Consider the following 14,586-nt stretch of genomic DNA (forward strand, 5'->3'; position numbering starts at 1 on the left):
TCACTCCACCTCCAGCACTCCTCGCACCATGTTCATGCCGCAGTGGAAGGAATAGACGCCGGCTTTTGTGGGGGGCAACTCCAGGCTGGCGGTTGCCTCAAGGGGCAGATCGAGGCTTTTGTGGAAATCGGGGAAGATCACCTGGGCCAAGCAGCTGCTCGGATCGACCCGATGAAAGGCAAGCCGCATCGGCTGGCCGGCTTTCAGCTTGATTCTTGAGGGTGCATAGCCGCCATCCACAAGGATGGTGATCTCCTGCAATCCTGCCTCGCTCTCGCGGGCTGCCACGCCACCACCATGGCGACCCAGGAACCACCAGAGCTGCCAGGCGATGAGAAGCAAGCCAACCATGGCCACCAGCCCTTTGAGGGCCACGGGTTGATCGATGGTGCGCCAAAGGGGCGCTGCGGCAGCGAGGGTCAGCATCAGTTATTTGCAAGAGGAAGGCGCGCCGGGCGGAAGTTCCGCAGCCTCAGGGCATTGCTCACCACCGACAAGGAGCTGAAGGCCATGGCGGCGCCGGCGATCATTGGGCTCAGCAACCAGCCGGTGAGGGGAAACAGCAGGCCGGCGGCGATCGGGATGCCGGCCACGTTGTAGGCGAAGGCGAAGAACAGGTTTTGGCGGATGTTGGCCATCGCGGCGCGGCTGAGCTCGATCGCAGCCGGCACGCCGGCCAGGTTGCCGGAGATCAGGGTGATGTCGCTGGCGGCGATCGCCACATCGGTGCCGGTGCCCATGGCGATGCCCACATCGGCCTGGGCCAGAGCTGGGGCGTCGTTGATGCCGTCGCCCACCATCGCCACTGGGCCCTCACCCTGCTCCTGCAGCTTGCGAATCACCGAGGACTTGTCGGCGGGGCGCACTTCGGCGATTACCCGCTCGATCCCCACCTGGTCGGCCACCACTTCGGCGGTGCGGCGGGCATCGCCGCTGAGCATCACCACCTGCAAACCCAGACGCTGCAGGGCGGCCACCGCGGCCGCTGAACTCGCTTTGAGGGGATCGGCCACGCCGAAGCAGGCCTCGATCCGCCCGTCCACAACCACGGCTGCCACGCTGCAAGCGGCGGCCTCAAGACGCTCCACCAAGGGCTTTAGGGCGGCGGTGTCGATGCCGAGCTCCTTGAACCAGCGGGGGGTACCGACCCGCACCTGCTGGCCGGCTATCGATCCCTGCACGCCCCGGCCCGCCACCGACTCAAAGCCCTCCACCGCAGGCAGTTCACTGTCTTTCAACTGGCTGCGGGCATAGGTCGTGATCGCTTCGGCCAGGGGATGCTCCGAGCGAGATTCCAGCGCTGCGGTGAGCGCCAGCAGGGTGTCGGCAAGTAGCACGCCACCGGCCAGCCGCTCGAAATCGGTCACCTCCGGCTGGCCTCGGGTAAGGGTGCCGGTCTTGTCGAGCACGATGGTGCGGAGCTTCCCGGCCGTTTCCAGGGCTTCGGCGCTGCGGAAGATCAGGCCGTTCTCCGCCCCCTTGCCGGAGGCCACCATGATCGACGTGGGGGTGGCCAGGCCCAGGGCACAAGGGCAGGCGATCACCAGCACGCTCACCAGAAACAGCATCGCCAGCACGGGATTGCCGCTGATCAAGAACCAGACCACGAAGGCGGCAATAGCCAGGGCGATCACCACAGGCACGAACCAGCCGACCACCTGATCAGCCAGGCGCTGCACCTGGGTGCGGGAGCTCTGGGCCTGGCGCACCAGCTCCACGATCTGGGCCAGCACCGTGTTGGCCCCCACCCGACTGACGCGGAAGGTGAAACTGCCGCTGCGGTTCATCGAGGCGCCGATCACGGCATCGCCGGCAGCTTTGGCCACGGGGGTGGGTTCACCGGTGAGCATCGACTCCTCCACCCAGGAACTGCCTTCGCACACCTCCCCGTCCACCGGGATCTTTTCGCCGGGACGCACCTGCACCAGGTCGCCGACCACCAGCATCGACACCGGAACTTCAACCGGTTGTCCATCCCGCAGCACCCGGGCGGTGGCGGGCTGCAGCTGCAGCAGCCGCCGGATTGCTTCTGAGGTCTGACCGCGGGCCCTGGCCTCCAGCAGCCGGCCCAGCAGCACCAAGGTCAGGATTACCGCCACGGTTTCGTAGTAGACGTCGGCGGGCAGACCTTCAGCGATCAGCACCTGGGGGAACAGGGTGGTGAACAGCGAGGTGAGGTAAGCGATGCCGGTGCCGGCCGCCACCAGGGTGTTCATGTCGGCGAAGTGCTGCCGAAAAGCCGAGACGGCGCCGGTGAGGAAGTCACGCCCGCACCAGAACAACACTGGTGTGGTGAGGACCAGCTGGGTCCAGGGGCTTGTGAACCAGAGCGGCAGGAACGGAAGGCTGTGAAGCCCCAGCATGTGGGGCAGGCTGGAGCCCATCACCAGGAGGGTGAGGACGGCAGCAACGCTGACCTTGCGGCGCAACAAAGTGCGCTCCCGGGCCAGCTCCCGCTCCATAGCGTCCACCGAAACGGCTAGGCCCTCGGCTGAGCAGCAGGGTGGGCCGGGGGAAGGGGCGCTCATTGTGTGCGTGACATCAGAGGCCTGGCGTTGGCGCGGGTCTATCTCTTCAAGCTAGTGATGTCCAGTTCAATGGAGATCAATATCCAGTGCTTTTCGTATTCTGGCTCTTGATATTTCGCCTTTGAGCTCAGTTATGTAGCAAGTGGCTTGCGCTTACCACCGAGCAGCAGGCCGACGCCGGAGAAGGTAATCATCAATGTGAGATTTCCGATTGTCTCCGGGTAAGATAATCTCCGGGTAAGATGATCTCCGGCTAATAGATCTGCAGGTTAATCATCTTGAAGTTGTCCGTGTGGATTTCAAGCAGTCAGAAGGCATCGATGTAATTCGCCAGCATCAGGGCTCGATTGCTGCGCCATGACCGGGCGGAGGTCGCGTGAACATTTGGCTGGATTGTCAAACCACTTTCTGGCCCATGGCCACCTTGGAGATGGATGGCATGCGAGCGGTCTCGAAACGATGGCTAACACCGATCCACCCCGAAGAAGCTTCGGACGGCCAGCCCTGCTGCTGCTGGCCACGGGAGGCATCCTCACGGTCTCCCTTTGGGCTGGCGGCCGGTGCCTATCCCAGGGTTGGAGCGGTGACGGCATGCCCGGGCATGGAGGAGGCGTGGGGGGCCCCGGCCAGATAGGGATGGGTTATTCGGATCAGCACTTCATCGTGATGATGATCCCCCACCACGACGGGGCGATCGCCATGGCCGACCTCGCCCTTACCCGCGCCAAGCGGCCCGAGATCAAGGCCCTAGCGAAGAGCATCAAGGTCAGTCAGACGCGCGAGAACGCCCAGATGCGCGACTGGTATTGGAAGTGGTTCGGCCAGGATGTATCGAACTGGGGACTGGGAACAGGCTGGGGCTGGCAGAACGGCATGGGCATGGGGATGGGAATGAGAGGGGGTATGGGTGGGGGCGCCATGGGCGGGGGGACGAACCTCTCTGCCTTGAGCGCAGCCCCGGACTTCGACCGTGCCTTCATCGAGCAGATGATTCCCCACCACCAGATGGGCGTGATGATGGCCTCGATGGCCCAGACCAATTCCCAGCACCCGGAGCTTCGTCAGTTGCAGCAGGCGATGGTGCGGGTGCAGAGCGATGAAATCCAGCAGATGACCCAGTGGTATCGCAGCTGGTACGGCACACCCTGACGCCACCCATGGATCGGTTCTTCATCCTCGACACTCCAAATCCCTCGAGGAGGCCAGGCTGACCGGCTCCCCGCCAAGGACCCATCGACCCGAATCAATCCCGATGATGACGTTCAACACAATTCAAAGAGCAGCAGGTCTGCTCCAGCTGACCCTGCGGTGAAGGCATCCAGCTTGCCGGCGCCGTAGCCCAGACCATCACCCTGCTGCAGGGCGTGGCCATCGGCCTCCCCGGCCCCATCAATCAGCTGGATCCAGCCCTGGCGGCCTGTGCCAAGGGCCAGGCTAAGGGTCTCGCCTGCACCGGGCTGAGCCCGCCAGAGACGCACCGGCCGGTGGATCGCCATGGCGCCATCGGCCTGCTCGGGATCCAGCAGGGGCGTCCAGCCAGGGCCGATGGCGAACGCCTTCTGCTGGTAGGCCGGGGCGATGCCAGTGCTGCTGGGCTCAATCCAGATCTGCAGCAGCCGGCATTGCTTATCTCCCTGGTTGATCTCGCTGTGCACCACACCTGTGCCGGCACTCATGCACTGCACCTCGCCGGCGCGCAGTACCTCGGCGTGGCCCATCGAGTCGCAATGGTTGAGCTGGCCCTCCACCATCACCGTGATGATCTCCATGTCGCGGTGGGGGTGCATGCCGAAGCCAGTGCCGGCGGCGATCACGTCGGTGTTGATCACCCGCAGGGGGCCATAGCCCATCCAGGACTGGTCGTAATGGCTGGAGAAGGAGAAGCTGTGCCAGCTGTCGAGCCAATCGTGCTGGCTGTGGAAGCGCTCGGCGGCCGGGCGAAATACCAGGCCTGGGGCGGTGGTAGTCGGCGTGGAGGAGGAGGTCATGGTTGGGCAATATGGAGCTGGTGCAGTCGCGTGATCAGATCAGCGATGGAGTCGTCCTTGGCGGGATTGTCGCTGTTGCTCGACAGCTGGCGACCCACCACATGGGCACCGAGATGGGCCAGCTGCAGCCTCATTGCCGTCAGCACGCCATGGCCGGCGCCGCCGGAGTGGGTGGCGATCACCACGGGGCGGCCGTTGAAAAGGGTCCGGAAGTCGCTGCCCTGCACCGACAGCCAGGCGATGGCGCTGGTGAGCACCGGCGGGATCGAGCCGTTGTATTCCGGCGAGCAGATCACCCAGCGCTGAGCGGCAGCCAGCTGGGTCTCTAACGCCGCCAACACTGGGGGTGTGCCGGCGAGTTGGGCTCGCGGGGTGAACAGGGGCAGGTTGATGGTGGTGAGATCGAGCACAGCAGCGCTTTGGCCCTGCTGGCGGGCGGCCGCTGCGAAGCGCTCAGCCAGCTGGAGGTTATGGCCGTTGCTAGCGGCGATCACCAGCACATCTGTGGAGGTTGAGGTACTCATGGCCGGGGCTTCAGGGTGAGGTAATCGATATGGCCAGCGTGGCCGGTTCTGCTGATGTCTCCTACGCATCAGTGGTGTTCGTGATCCTCACCGCCGGCCTGATGGCCTTGGTCCTTGCAGCAGGGATCAGCGGCTTCATGGGGTTGGTTATATGCCTGCTGGCCATGCTCAATCTGATGGATGTGGAAGCATTCGCTACCAGTTTCCGCAGGTACGACCTGCTCAGCCAACGCTGGCGAACCTGGGGACGCTCTTGCCCCGGCATCGAAGTGCTCGTGGGGCTTGGGGTGTTGCTGAATCCCTAGGTCAACGCGGCGGCGCTGCAGGTGGGAGCGGTGGCGGTTCTGCCCGGTGCCGTGGGCATGGTGTTGGCGGGCAAGGCCGTCTTCCTCGCACACCTGGCTCTCAACTGCGCCTCCGTGGGCGGTAACTCCAACACCCCTCTTGGAGTGGTCCGCTTTGCGGAGAACTTGATGATGGGTGCCATTGGGGCGGTGATGCTCGCCGGTAGCTGAACCTCACTCAGGCCTTGGCCCTGCGGCTTGAAATTAGAAGGGCCAAGCCGGACCCAATGACCACCAGCGTGAACAGCCCCAGTAGCCCTGAGTAATAGGGCTGCAGATTCAGCGGGCCAAAGCGACCAGAGTGAATCTTGAGCAGCCAGAAGGCGTCTATTCCCTGCTCGAGCAGCAGGCTGTAGAGCGAGCCGGTGGCGGCGGTGAGCAGTAGTGGTGCCGCCGAGATAGGCACTACCCAGCGGTGCAGCTGACGCCAGCGAGTTTTAGGCAAAAAAGGCATAGCGCTTAGTGGTGACGCAGGTGCTGGTGCAGGGTTGCCTCATTGCTGCAGGGCATCCACTTACCGCTGTTCAGGTGAGTGCCTGTGCAGCCGAGTTCCTTGGCCCGTTGCTCGGCCTGCTGCTGGGTGTCATGAATGCCCTTGGGGTGGGCGCGGCTGGCCAGCGGCAATGCCGCCAGGGCCAGGGCGATCAGGGCCATGCGGCTAGTCATGGGGAAGAGATCCATCAGGGGAATCGATCAGTTCAAAGGAGTCAGTTCAAAAGAGTGAGATCAAAAGAGTTAGAAGCGAAAGAGTGCGTCGTATTGGCTGTACTCCGGCTTGATCAATCCCTCCAGGCGCAGCATGCGGCGCAGCTCGATGATTTCAGCGCGCTGCGCCACAATGATCTGCCGAGCCAGTCGGCGCACGGTGGGATTGCTGCTCTTGTTGAGGGCGTCGTGGCCCATCTGCAGGGCACCGCCGTGGTGGGCGATCATTCCTTCTAGAAACCACACCACCCGGTTGGCTTTGGTGGGGGTGGAGCCCATCATCTGCATCGCCTGGATCTGGGCAGCGCCCATGCGCTCCAGGCTGCTCATGGAGTTGGGATCACCGCCCGGCCTGAGGGCCACGGGATACACCGGCGCCTCTGGATACCAGGACTTGCGCCACAGGCCCATGGCCCTGATCTCGCGGGCCTGCTCGCGCCAGATGCCGTTGGCCAGGGCGCCCACCCCGGGGTGGTCGATGTTGAACACAAACTCACTCATCCGCAGCGCACCGGTGTGGTGCTGCACCATTGCGTCGAGCCAGCGCAGGTCGTAGGTGGCACCGGCTGGGCCAACGTCATGGCTATGGCTGGCGTGGCTGCCATGCCCCTGGCTTTGGGGAGCTGCAGCAGGGGCGGCCTGATGGTGCTGATGGTGGTTTCGATGGTGCTGGTGGGGATCGCCTTGGGCCAGGGCTGGGGCGGTCAAGATCCCGGCAAGCAAGAGCGATGCAGCAAGGGAAGGCATGGGTAGGGAGTTGGCTGTTTTCCTACGATGGGGTCTCCTCTTGCTGGAGAGTCAAGTGGCCGCACTACAGCCACCAGAGGTGCCGGCCCAGAAGCTCCAAAAGATCGGTGCGGTGGCTGCGCGTTTGGGCGTTTCGGTGAAGACGATCCGCTTCTATTGCGACCAGGGCCTGCTGCAGCCATCAGGCCGTAGTGAGGGGCACTACCGGCTCTTTGATAAGTCGGTTGACAGCGACCTTGCCCTGATCCGCACCCTGCGGGGGCTTGAGCTCCCTCTGCCCACAATCAAAGCCGTACTGGAGGCCCGCCGATCGGGGATGTGTACCTGCGACAACCTGCAGGCCACGATCCGTGGCAAGGCCGGCGAGATCGAGCAGCGGATTGTCGATTTGCAATCTCTCCATGCTGAGCTCAACGGACTGCTCAGCACTTGGCAGAGCTGCGGCGGCAGGCCAGCTCAAGTAAGTGCAGGCAGCTGAAGGAAAAACGTGCTGCCGGCGCCAGGGGTGCTCTGCACGGAGAGCCAGCCCCGATGACGCCCGGCGATGGCCTGGGCAATGGCGAGGCCCAACCCCGTGCCGCCGGATTGGCGCGATCGACTGGCATCACTTCGATAGAAGCGCTCAAAGATGCGCTCCTGCTCGCAGGCAGCAATTCCTGGCCCTTGGTCGCTCACCGCGACACGCAGGTTTGATCCCTGCTGGCCTAGTTCGACGAGCACCACGCCACCGGCCGGGCTGTGCTGGATGGCGTTGCTGAGCAGGTTGGAGAACAGCCGAACCAGTTCTCGCTTCTGTCCGCGCACCATCCGATCAGGATCAGGGACCTGCAGCGCCAGAGTCACCCCCCTGGCATGAGCTGTTTCGCCGAAGTCCTCAATCAGATCTTCCAGGCACTCGGCGAGCCGGCAGGACTCCTGCGTCTCTAGGCAGGCGGGTTGCTCCAGGCTGGCTAGCAGGAGCAGATCGGCGATTAGCCGTTGCAACCGCTGGCCCTGGGCCAGCACCCGATTGAGGCTGGCCTTCGCCGGCTGATTGGTCTGGGCCACAGCGCCGTGCTCGGCTTCCACCACCGCCAGCAGGTTGGCCAGCGGCGTACGCAGCTCATGGGCCACATCGGAGCTGAACTGCTCCTGCCTGCGGTAAGCCTCAAGCAGAGGCGCCATCGCCAGGCCCGCCAGCCACCAGCTGGCTACGGCCATCGCCAGCATCGCCAGGAGAAAAACTGCATGCCCAAGCCACCACAACCGCTCAGCCTCCGCATCAAGATCAGCCAGGTTGCGGGAGATTTGCAGATAGCCCCAGTTGGGCTCACCTGGACCATGGGCGTGATGCAAGTGGATGGTGTACGCGCCCCAGCGCTCCGTACTGCGATCGCCTGATAGCGACCAGCCCAGCTGCCCAGGCCTTGGCTCTTGCTGCCGAGCCCCGGGGGACCTTGCTATCAAAGTTCCGTTCTGATCGAGCACCCTCAGCTGAAAGCGGTCGGAGTCGGTGGCACTGATCGCGTGGCGATGGATCAGATCGGCTGGGGGCCTGCACGGCTCACCGGCCAGGCAGAGCCCGGGCAACACAGCGGCAAGGGAAGCAGAGGGCCTGGCATCGTGCGGCAGGGCGGGCTTGAGGCTGTCGTGCAGGGTGCCGGCAAGGGTTTCCAGCTCTCTTTTGATTGCTGCTTCTTGGGTTTGCAGCAGCAGCTGGCCCATGCAAAAACCAGCGCCGTAGAGAACGGTGCCCATCACCAACAGCGATAGGCCGGCCAGCCGTAGGCGGGCACGCCACAGCAACTGCGGCACTGGAGAGAGGAGTTGACTCACGTATGCAGTCCCGCCTGCGGATCAAACCGATATCCCTTGCTGGGCACCGTTTCAATCGGGGAGGTCAGGTCATAGCTAGCCAGCTTGCGCCGCAGCAGCCTCACCTGGGCCGCCACCACGTTGCTCACCGGGTCCTGGTGCAGGTCCCACAATTGATTTCGCAGCCGCGAACCGGGAATGATCTGGCTGGGGTGTTCCAGGAAATAGCCCATCAGCTGCTGCTCCTTGGCCGAAAGCTCCACGCTCACCTGCCCTGTTGGTGTGGTCACCAGTAGGTGTCCTGTGGAGTAATCCAGGCAGTAGCAGCCAGCCTCCAACAGCGGCTCCCGGTAAGCGGGGTGGCGGCGCTGCAACGCCCGGATCCGCGCCAGCAGCTCCTCCATCGCGAAGGGCTTGCTCAGGTAATCGTCTGCGCCGGCATCGAGTCCCTCCACTCGATCCGCCGTGTCGCTGCGGGCGGTGAGCAACAGCAACGGCAGGCCCAGGTCTGAGGCCCTGGCACGGCGGCAGAGTTCGAGGCCGCTCAGATCCGGCAGCATCCAATCGAAGATCGCCAGCTCATAGCGGGGGCCACCGCCGTCGTCCAGTTCACCGCTGAGCAGGTTCCAGCCCTCCAGGCCACCCGGGCAGTGATCCACCACATGGCCCTGGCGCTGCAGCACGGTCTGGATGGAGGAGGCCAGATCCGCCTCGTCTTCCACCAGCAGGATCCGCAGCGGCATCGAAGGTGCACTCCTGTAGGCAGATGCTAGGCAGCACGGTTGCTTTCACCTGTTTTTCATCCCGGTTGCGTCACCCTCAAACCACTCACTTCCCCCCTGGGCTCTTGGTCAACCGGATCCTGCAGCTAGCTGCCAACGGCTGCATTTGCGCCGCCGCCCTGCTCGCCATCCCAACATCAGCTCCTGGGGCCTTGGCCCATGTGGGCCACGGCGATGAGTTCCAGAAGCAAGGAGATGCGCGCCAGGTGAAGCGCAACGCCGAGAGCGATGGGCTGCTGGGCGTGGCCACGGCCAAGCCGGAGTCGGGCCCCGATGGTCTGACGGTGCCCAGCACAGCGCTGGTGGATGTGAAGGGCCAACCGTTGCTGTTCGTGCAGACCGAGAAGACCTACGACCCGGTGATCGTCGAGACGGGCGACAGCCAGGGAGACCGTGTTGTGGTGAAGGAGGGAATAGATCCCACCGACGACGTGGTGATCTCCGGGGCGCTCTCTCTCTATGCCGAGTCGATGAAGACCCAGCAGGCCGAGCCGGCAATGGCGAACAACAAGCCACTCGCACAAGCAGCCAACAAAGCACCAACCAACACCGCCCCACCAGTGCCAATCCTTGCCGCCGGTGGTGTTGTAGTGCTGGCCGCTGGCGCCATTTGGCTGAGCCGGCGCAAGAAGACGGATGTTTGAGCGGCTGCTTAACGCCACCCTGCGCTTTTCGATCGCCCGCCGCTGGTTGTTCGTTGCCGCTGCGGTCGTCATCAGCCTCTGGGGTGTGTTGGCCGTGGGTCAGATGCCGCTGGATGTTTTCCCGCCGTTTGCCCCGCCCCAGGTGGATGTGCAGACCAGCGTCGACGGTCTCTCACCGGAGGAGGTGGAGATGCGGATAACGTTGCCGATCGAATCGGCCCTGAACGGTATACCCGGGGTGGAGACCGTGCGCTCTTCCTCCAAGGCGGGTTTGTCGATGGTGCAGGTGGTGTTTAACCAAAGCGCCGATATCTATCGCGCCCGCCAATCGGTGGCGGAGCGGGTGCAGCAGGTGAGCCCCCAGCTGCCGGTCAATGCCGGTGCTCCCGAACTCTCACCGCTGGTCTCACCACTCGGCACAATCCTGCAGGTGGCTTTCACGCTGAAAGGCGATGGAGCCACCTCGCTGCTGGATCTGCAGCAGCTGGTGTTGCGCTCCTACCGCCAATCGATCCTGGCGGTGCCGGGCGTGGCCCAGGTCACGATCTACGGCGGCGATGAACAGCAGTTTCAGGTGCTGCTGGATCCGCAGGAGCTGCAGGTGCAGAACGTCTCGCTGCAAGCGGTGATGGAGGGTGTGGGCGCCGCCATGGCCACCAGCCCCGGTGGCTTTCTGATCGGTGGTGGCCAGGAGCGTCTGATTCGCCCCATGGCCCAGATCACGCAGGTGAGCGAACTGGCCGATACCGCGGTGCGCAATGAGCAGGGGCAACCGGTGCTGCTATCAACCCTGGCCGAGGTGAAGCGCGGCGCGGCGCTCAAGCGCGGTGACGCCAGCTTCAACGGCAAGCCGGCGGTGGTGCTGATGGTGACTAAACAGCCCGATGTCGACACCCCCACGGTGACGCGAGCGGTGGATCGGCGCTTGGGCGAACTCAACCGCACCCTGCCGGCGGATGTGCTGATTCAGACCACATTCCGCCAGAGCAACTTCATCGACAGCGCCATTCGCAATGTGAGCGAGTCGTTGCTGCAGGGGGTGGTGATCGTGTCGGTGGTGATCGTGCTGTTCTTGATGAACTTGCGAGCCGCCGTGATCAGCCTCAGCGCCATTCCCCTGTCTCTGCTGATCGGCCTGATGCTGATGAAGTCCCTAGGCCTCGGCATCAACACCATGACCCTGGGCGGGCTTGTGGTGGCTATCGGCTCGGTGGTCGATGACTCGATCGTGGATATGGAGAATTGCTACCGGGGCTTGCGCAGCAACCAGGCCAGCGGCTCTCCCAAAGCGCCGCTGCAGGTGGTGTTTGACACCTCGGTGGAGGTGCGCCAACCGGTGCTGTTTTCCACCGTGATCATCGCGGTGGTGTTTGCGCCGATCTTCTCGCTCACCGGCGTGGAAGGGCGCATCTTTGCGCCGATGGGGTTGGCCTATTTGTTGTCGATCGGCGCCTCGACGCTGGTGGCGGTGACCCTCTCGCCGGCCCTCTGCGCCATCCTGCTGGCGCCCGTGCAGCTGCCGGCAGAAAACACCTGGCTGGCCACTCAGGCCGAGCGGCTCTACCGCCCGATCCTCGATCAGGCGTTGAACTCACCCCGGCGGGTGCTGGCCATCGCCCTGGCCCTGGTGGTGGCCAGCGCCTTAGTGCTCCCGGCTCTAGGGCGGGTGTTTCTGCCGGAATTCCGCGAGAAATCACTGGTGAATTCCATGGTTCTCTATCCGGGGGTCTCATTGGACATGACCAACCGGGCTGGCCTGGCCCTCACCCGTTCGCTGCAGAACAATCCCCTCTTTGAGTGGGTGCAGGTGCGCACGGGCCGGGCTCCCGGCGATGCCGATGGGGCTGGCGTGAACTTGGCCCACGTGGATGTGGAACTGAGCGACCAGGCGATGGCCAATCGGCCCGCTGCCATTGCTGCACTGCGTCAGGCCTTTTTGCGGCTGCCCGGCGTGGCCCCCAACATCGGCGGCTTCATCTCGCACCGCATGGATGAGGTGCTCTCCGGGGTGCGCAGTGCCATCGCCATCAAGATCTACGGCACCGACCTGGCCGAGCTGCGCCGCATCGGCGAAGCCGTGGAAAATGCGATCAAGCCGGTCGCAGGAGTGGTGGATTTGCAGCTGGAGCCCCAGCTGCCCATCCCCCAGGTGCAGATCCACTACGACCGTCCGCTGGCGGCAGCCCTGGGCCTGACGGTGGAGGAGCTGTCCCAGGCGGTGGAGGTTGCTCTCAACGGCAAGGTGGTCGGCCACGTGGTGGAAGGCGGGGTGCGCAGCGATGTGCTGGTGCAGCTGCAGGAGAACGCCCGACAGAACCTCGAGGCGATCCGATCGGTGCCGGTGGCCTTCAGCAACGGCATGACCGTGCCGCTGGGAAGCGTCGCCTGGATCGAGGAAGGCCTGGGCTCCAATGTCGTCAACCGGGAAGACGTCTCCCGCTTGATCGTGGTGTCCGCCAACGTCAGCGGCCGCCCGCTTGGCACGGTCGTCAAGGACATCCAGCGCACGATTTCACGGGACGTGCGTCTGCCCCAGGGGTACACGATTCGCTACAGCGGTCAGTTCGAGTCGGAGGAACGGGCCACCGCGAGCCTTGTCTTCTACAGCCTGGTGGCCGCCGTGGTCATAACTGTGCTGATGGTGGTCTCGGTGAAATCGCTGCCGGCCACCGCAGCGATCATGCTCAACCTGCCCCTGGCCCTGATCGGCGGGGTGGTGGCGGTGTTGCTCACCGGCGGCGTGCTCTCGATCGCCTCGCTGATCGGCTTCATCACCCTGTTCGGCATCGCCGTGCGCAACGGCCTGCTGCTGGTGGACAACTACAACCGCCGCCACGGCGCAGGTCAGCCCCTTACTGAGGTGATCCGCGAGGGCAGCCTCGAGCGCCTGAACGCGATCTTGATGACCGCGCTTTCATCCGCCCTGGGCGCCCTACCGCTGGCTTTGGCCTTCGGGGCCGGCAACGAAATCCTGCAGCCCCTGGCGGTGGTGGTGCTCGGCGGCCTGATCACCTCCACCGTCCTGACGCTGCTGGTGATTCCGGCGCTCTATGCCCGCTTTGGCCACTGGCTATTGCCCCCTGTCAGTGCTCCGACTCCTGCTCTCGCTCCGTTCCAGCCATGAAAGTGCTTGTGCCCCTGGCGATCGCCGCCTCGCTGCTGCTGGGGATCGGCTTGGGTCGCTACAGCGGCCGGCCGGCCCCCTCTCCCTCAGAAGCAGCATCAGAGCGGGTCAAAGCAAACGGCACCATCGCCCTCAACGAGGAACAACTCTGGCGTTCTAGCCTCAGCATTGTTCGTCCGGAGCTGAGCACGGGCACGGAACGCCCGATCTCCGGCTTTGTGGAAGCGGCTGTTGGTTCACGCTCCAGCGTGGGTATGCCCGTGGCGGGCCGCGTTGTGCGCCTGTTGGTGGCACCGGGCGCCGCCGTTCAGGCAGGCGAGCCGATCGCCGAAGTGCAGAGCGCCGATGCTGCTGTGGTGCGAGCCGATGCGGAAGCGGCCCAGGCTACGGAGCAATCGCTGGCTTACCAATACCGGCTAGCCCTGCCGATGGCACGCCAAGGTGCGCTCTCGGCCCAGGAGCTTGAGAGCCGGCGCATCGCCAGCGTCACGGCAGCAGCTGATGCCCGGGCCGCGACTGCCAAGGTCTCGGCGATGGGACACCCCGATCGGATCGGACGCCTGCTGATCCGCAGCCCCATCAGCGGCCAGGTCGTTGCTTTGAAGACATCACCTGGAGAGGTGCTCCAACCAGGGCAAGAGGTGGCGCAGATCAGTGATTCGCGGGGCAGCGAACTGCGCTTCCTGGTATCCCCGGTGCTGGGCGCCAACCTGGCGAGCGGTCAGCTGTTGCGGGTGAAAGCTGGAGCCCGGCATCTGCGCGCCCGAGTTCTAGCAGTGGCTCCCGACAGTGGCTCCGCAAATCGAGTCACCTTGGTGCGCGCCCAGACGGTGGATGAGCCGCTGCCACCCACGGGCACAGCGGTGACGGCCTTCATCCAGGTGCCGTCCTCGGAGCAGCGTTACTCCCTGCCGGCAGATGCCATTGCGCTGGTCAATGGCTCAGCGGTGGTTTTCCGGTATCAACGGGGCGCAGTGCAGGCCGTGCCGGTGGTGGTGGGCCAAAAGTCAGCCAACCGGGCAGAGATCCTGCAAGGGGTGCGCAGCGGCGATCGGCTGCTGAGCGGCAACACCGCCAAGCTGCTTGACGCCCTGGCAGGGCCACAGCCATCTAGCCAGAACTGACGAAGCCCAACCACCCAGCCAATAAAAAAGCCCCCTGGTGAGAGGGAGCTTTTGGGATTCCGTTATTTCCCAGCCGTAGCTGGGCTGTTGACTATCAACCGATTGCAGGTGCGGTCAGTGCCACGGGGGTGGCAGTAGCAGCAGCCAGGTCAAGGGGGAAGTTGTGAGCATTGCGCTCGTGCATCACTTCCATACCCAGACCAGCGCGGTTGAGAACGTCTGCCCAGGTGTTCACCACACGGCCTTGGCCGTCGAGGATCGACTGGTTGAAGTTGAAACCGT

The 14,586-nt window shown here is 64.3% G+C and carries 16 protein-coding genes and 1 pseudogene; 7 read left to right on the plus strand and 10 right to left on the minus strand.

Features of this window, described 5'->3' with window-relative positions; genetic code table 11:
• Together KBY73_RS06120 and KBY73_RS06125 are read right to left on the minus strand one after the other, a co-directional pair.
• Entirely contained in the window at positions 1–426 is a 426-nt protein-coding gene (locus KBY73_RS06120) for a cupredoxin domain-containing protein (protein WP_254936175.1), read from the minus strand.
• A complete protein-coding gene (locus tag KBY73_RS06125; RefSeq protein WP_396096670.1) occupies positions 426–2,528 on the minus strand; it encodes a copper-translocating P-type ATPase in 2,103 nt (700 codons plus the stop codon). Before KBY73_RS06125 ends, KBY73_RS06120 begins: the two co-directional genes overlap by 1 nt.
• A 459-nt stretch (positions 2,529–2,987) precedes the next feature.
• On the opposite strand from KBY73_RS06125, the gene KBY73_RS06130 reads away from it, so the two are divergent.
• Positions 2,988–3,677, plus strand: coding sequence for a DUF305 domain-containing protein (locus KBY73_RS06130; RefSeq protein ID WP_254936176.1), 690 nt, complete (start codon positions 2,988–2,990; stop codon positions 3,675–3,677).
• A gap of 113 nt (positions 3,678–3,790) precedes the next feature.
• Here the strand turns inward: KBY73_RS06130 and KBY73_RS06135 are convergent, their stop codons facing one another.
• Together KBY73_RS06135 and KBY73_RS06140 are read right to left on the minus strand one after the other, a co-directional pair.
• Complete coding sequence (locus KBY73_RS06135; protein WP_254936177.1) at positions 3,791–4,516, minus strand: pirin-like bicupin family protein; 726 nt, start codon at positions 4,514–4,516, stop codon at positions 3,791–3,793.
• Positions 4,513–5,040, minus strand: a complete 528-nt coding sequence (locus KBY73_RS06140) for an NADPH-dependent FMN reductase (protein WP_254936178.1) — start codon at positions 5,038–5,040, stop codon at positions 4,513–4,515. Before KBY73_RS06140 ends, KBY73_RS06135 begins: the two co-directional genes overlap by 4 nt.
• A 38-nt stretch (positions 5,041–5,078) precedes the next feature.
• Between KBY73_RS06140 and KBY73_RS06145 the strand changes: the two genes are divergently transcribed.
• Entirely contained in the window at positions 5,079–5,345 is a 267-nt protein-coding gene (locus KBY73_RS06145; protein ID WP_254936179.1) for a hypothetical protein, read from the plus strand.
• A gap of 30 nt (positions 5,346–5,375) precedes the next feature.
• A complete protein-coding gene (locus KBY73_RS06150; protein ID WP_254936180.1) occupies positions 5,376–5,555 on the plus strand; it encodes a hypothetical protein in 180 nt (59 codons plus the stop codon).
• A 7-nt stretch (positions 5,556–5,562) separates the two neighbouring features.
• Here the strand turns inward: KBY73_RS06150 and KBY73_RS06155 are convergent, their stop codons facing one another.
• From KBY73_RS06155 to KBY73_RS06165, 3 genes are read right to left on the minus strand one after another with little or no spacing between them, the layout of a single operon-like run.
• Complete coding sequence (locus KBY73_RS06155; protein ID WP_254936181.1) at positions 5,563–5,829, minus strand: hypothetical protein; 267 nt, start codon at positions 5,827–5,829, stop codon at positions 5,563–5,565.
• Positions 5,830–5,843: 14 nt separating this feature from the next.
• Entirely contained in the window at positions 5,844–6,065 is a 222-nt protein-coding gene (locus KBY73_RS06160; RefSeq protein WP_254936182.1) for a DUF3721 domain-containing protein, read from the minus strand.
• Positions 6,066–6,119: 54 nt separating this feature from the next.
• A complete protein-coding gene (locus KBY73_RS06165) occupies positions 6,120–6,836 on the minus strand; it encodes a DUF305 domain-containing protein (protein ID WP_254936183.1) in 717 nt (238 codons plus the stop codon).
• Between the two features lie 55 nt (positions 6,837–6,891).
• Here KBY73_RS06165 and KBY73_RS06170 point away from each other — a divergent pair, with 55 nt between their 5' ends.
• Complete coding sequence (locus KBY73_RS06170; protein WP_254936184.1) at positions 6,892–7,314, plus strand: MerR family DNA-binding transcriptional regulator; 423 nt, start codon at positions 6,892–6,894, stop codon at positions 7,312–7,314.
• Here KBY73_RS06170 and rppB read toward each other — a convergent pair.
• Positions 7,293–8,651, minus strand: coding sequence for a two-component system sensor histidine kinase RppB (rppB, locus tag KBY73_RS15050; protein ID WP_254936185.1), 1,359 nt, complete (start codon positions 8,649–8,651; stop codon positions 7,293–7,295). The genes KBY73_RS06170 and rppB overlap by 22 nt on opposite strands.
• Entirely contained in the window at positions 8,648–9,367 is a 720-nt protein-coding gene (gene rppA, locus KBY73_RS06180; protein ID WP_254936240.1) for a two-component system response regulator RppA, read from the minus strand. Before rppA ends, rppB begins: the two co-directional genes overlap by 4 nt.
• Positions 9,368–9,477: 110 nt before the next feature.
• Here rppA and KBY73_RS06185 point away from each other — a divergent pair, with 110 nt between their 5' ends.
• From KBY73_RS06185 to KBY73_RS06195, 3 genes are read left to right on the plus strand one after another with little or no spacing between them, the layout of a single operon-like run.
• Entirely contained in the window at positions 9,478–10,056 is a 579-nt protein-coding gene (locus tag KBY73_RS06185; protein ID WP_254936186.1) for a hypothetical protein, read from the plus strand.
• Positions 10,049–13,180, plus strand: a complete 3,132-nt coding sequence (locus KBY73_RS06190; protein ID WP_254936187.1) for an efflux RND transporter permease subunit — start codon at positions 10,049–10,051, stop codon at positions 13,178–13,180. Before KBY73_RS06185 ends, KBY73_RS06190 begins: the two co-directional genes overlap by 8 nt.
• Positions 13,177–14,304 (plus strand): efflux RND transporter periplasmic adaptor subunit, encoded by a 1,128-nt coding sequence (locus tag KBY73_RS06195; protein WP_254936188.1) that lies wholly within the window; start codon positions 13,177–13,179, stop codon positions 14,302–14,304. The genes KBY73_RS06190 and KBY73_RS06195 overlap by 4 nt, the downstream gene beginning before the upstream one ends.
• Before the next feature lie 94 nt (positions 14,305–14,398).
• Here the strand turns inward: KBY73_RS06195 and KBY73_RS06200 are convergent.
• Positions 14,399–14,586, minus strand: a pseudogene (locus KBY73_RS06200) (photosystem II q(b) protein); the annotation flags it as partial.

The sequence above is a fragment of the Cyanobium sp. Tous-M-B4 genome, assembly GCF_024345395.1.
In the GTDB taxonomy this organism is placed as follows: domain Bacteria; phylum Cyanobacteriota; class Cyanobacteriia; order PCC-6307; family Cyanobiaceae; genus Cyanobium_A.

Excerpts from the sequence above, each read along its gene's own strand:
- KBY73_RS06120 (WP_254936175.1), bottom strand. The coding sequence starts at position 426 with ATGCTGACCCTCGCTGCCGCAGCGCCCCTTTGGCGCACCATCGATCAA.
- KBY73_RS06125 (WP_396096670.1), bottom strand. The coding sequence starts at position 2,528 with ATGAGCGCCCCTTCCCCCGGCCCACCCTGCTGCTCAGCCGAGGGCCTA.
- KBY73_RS06130 (WP_254936176.1), top strand. The coding sequence starts at position 2,988 with ATGGCTAACACCGATCCACCCCGAAGAAGCTTCGGACGGCCAGCCCTG.
- KBY73_RS06135 (WP_254936177.1), bottom strand. The coding sequence starts at position 4,516 with ATGACCTCCTCCTCCACGCCGACTACCACCGCCCCAGGCCTGGTATTT.
- KBY73_RS06140 (WP_254936178.1), bottom strand. The coding sequence starts at position 5,040 with ATGAGTACCTCAACCTCCACAGATGTGCTGGTGATCGCCGCTAGCAAC.
- KBY73_RS06160 (WP_254936182.1), bottom strand. The coding sequence starts at position 6,065 with ATGGATCTCTTCCCCATGACTAGCCGCATGGCCCTGATCGCCCTGGCC.
- KBY73_RS06165 (WP_254936183.1), bottom strand. The coding sequence starts at position 6,836 with ATGCCTTCCCTTGCTGCATCGCTCTTGCTTGCCGGGATCTTGACCGCC.
- KBY73_RS06190 (WP_254936187.1), top strand. The coding sequence starts at position 10,049 with ATGTTTGAGCGGCTGCTTAACGCCACCCTGCGCTTTTCGATCGCCCGC.
- KBY73_RS06195 (WP_254936188.1), top strand. The coding sequence starts at position 13,177 with ATGAAAGTGCTTGTGCCCCTGGCGATCGCCGCCTCGCTGCTGCTGGGG.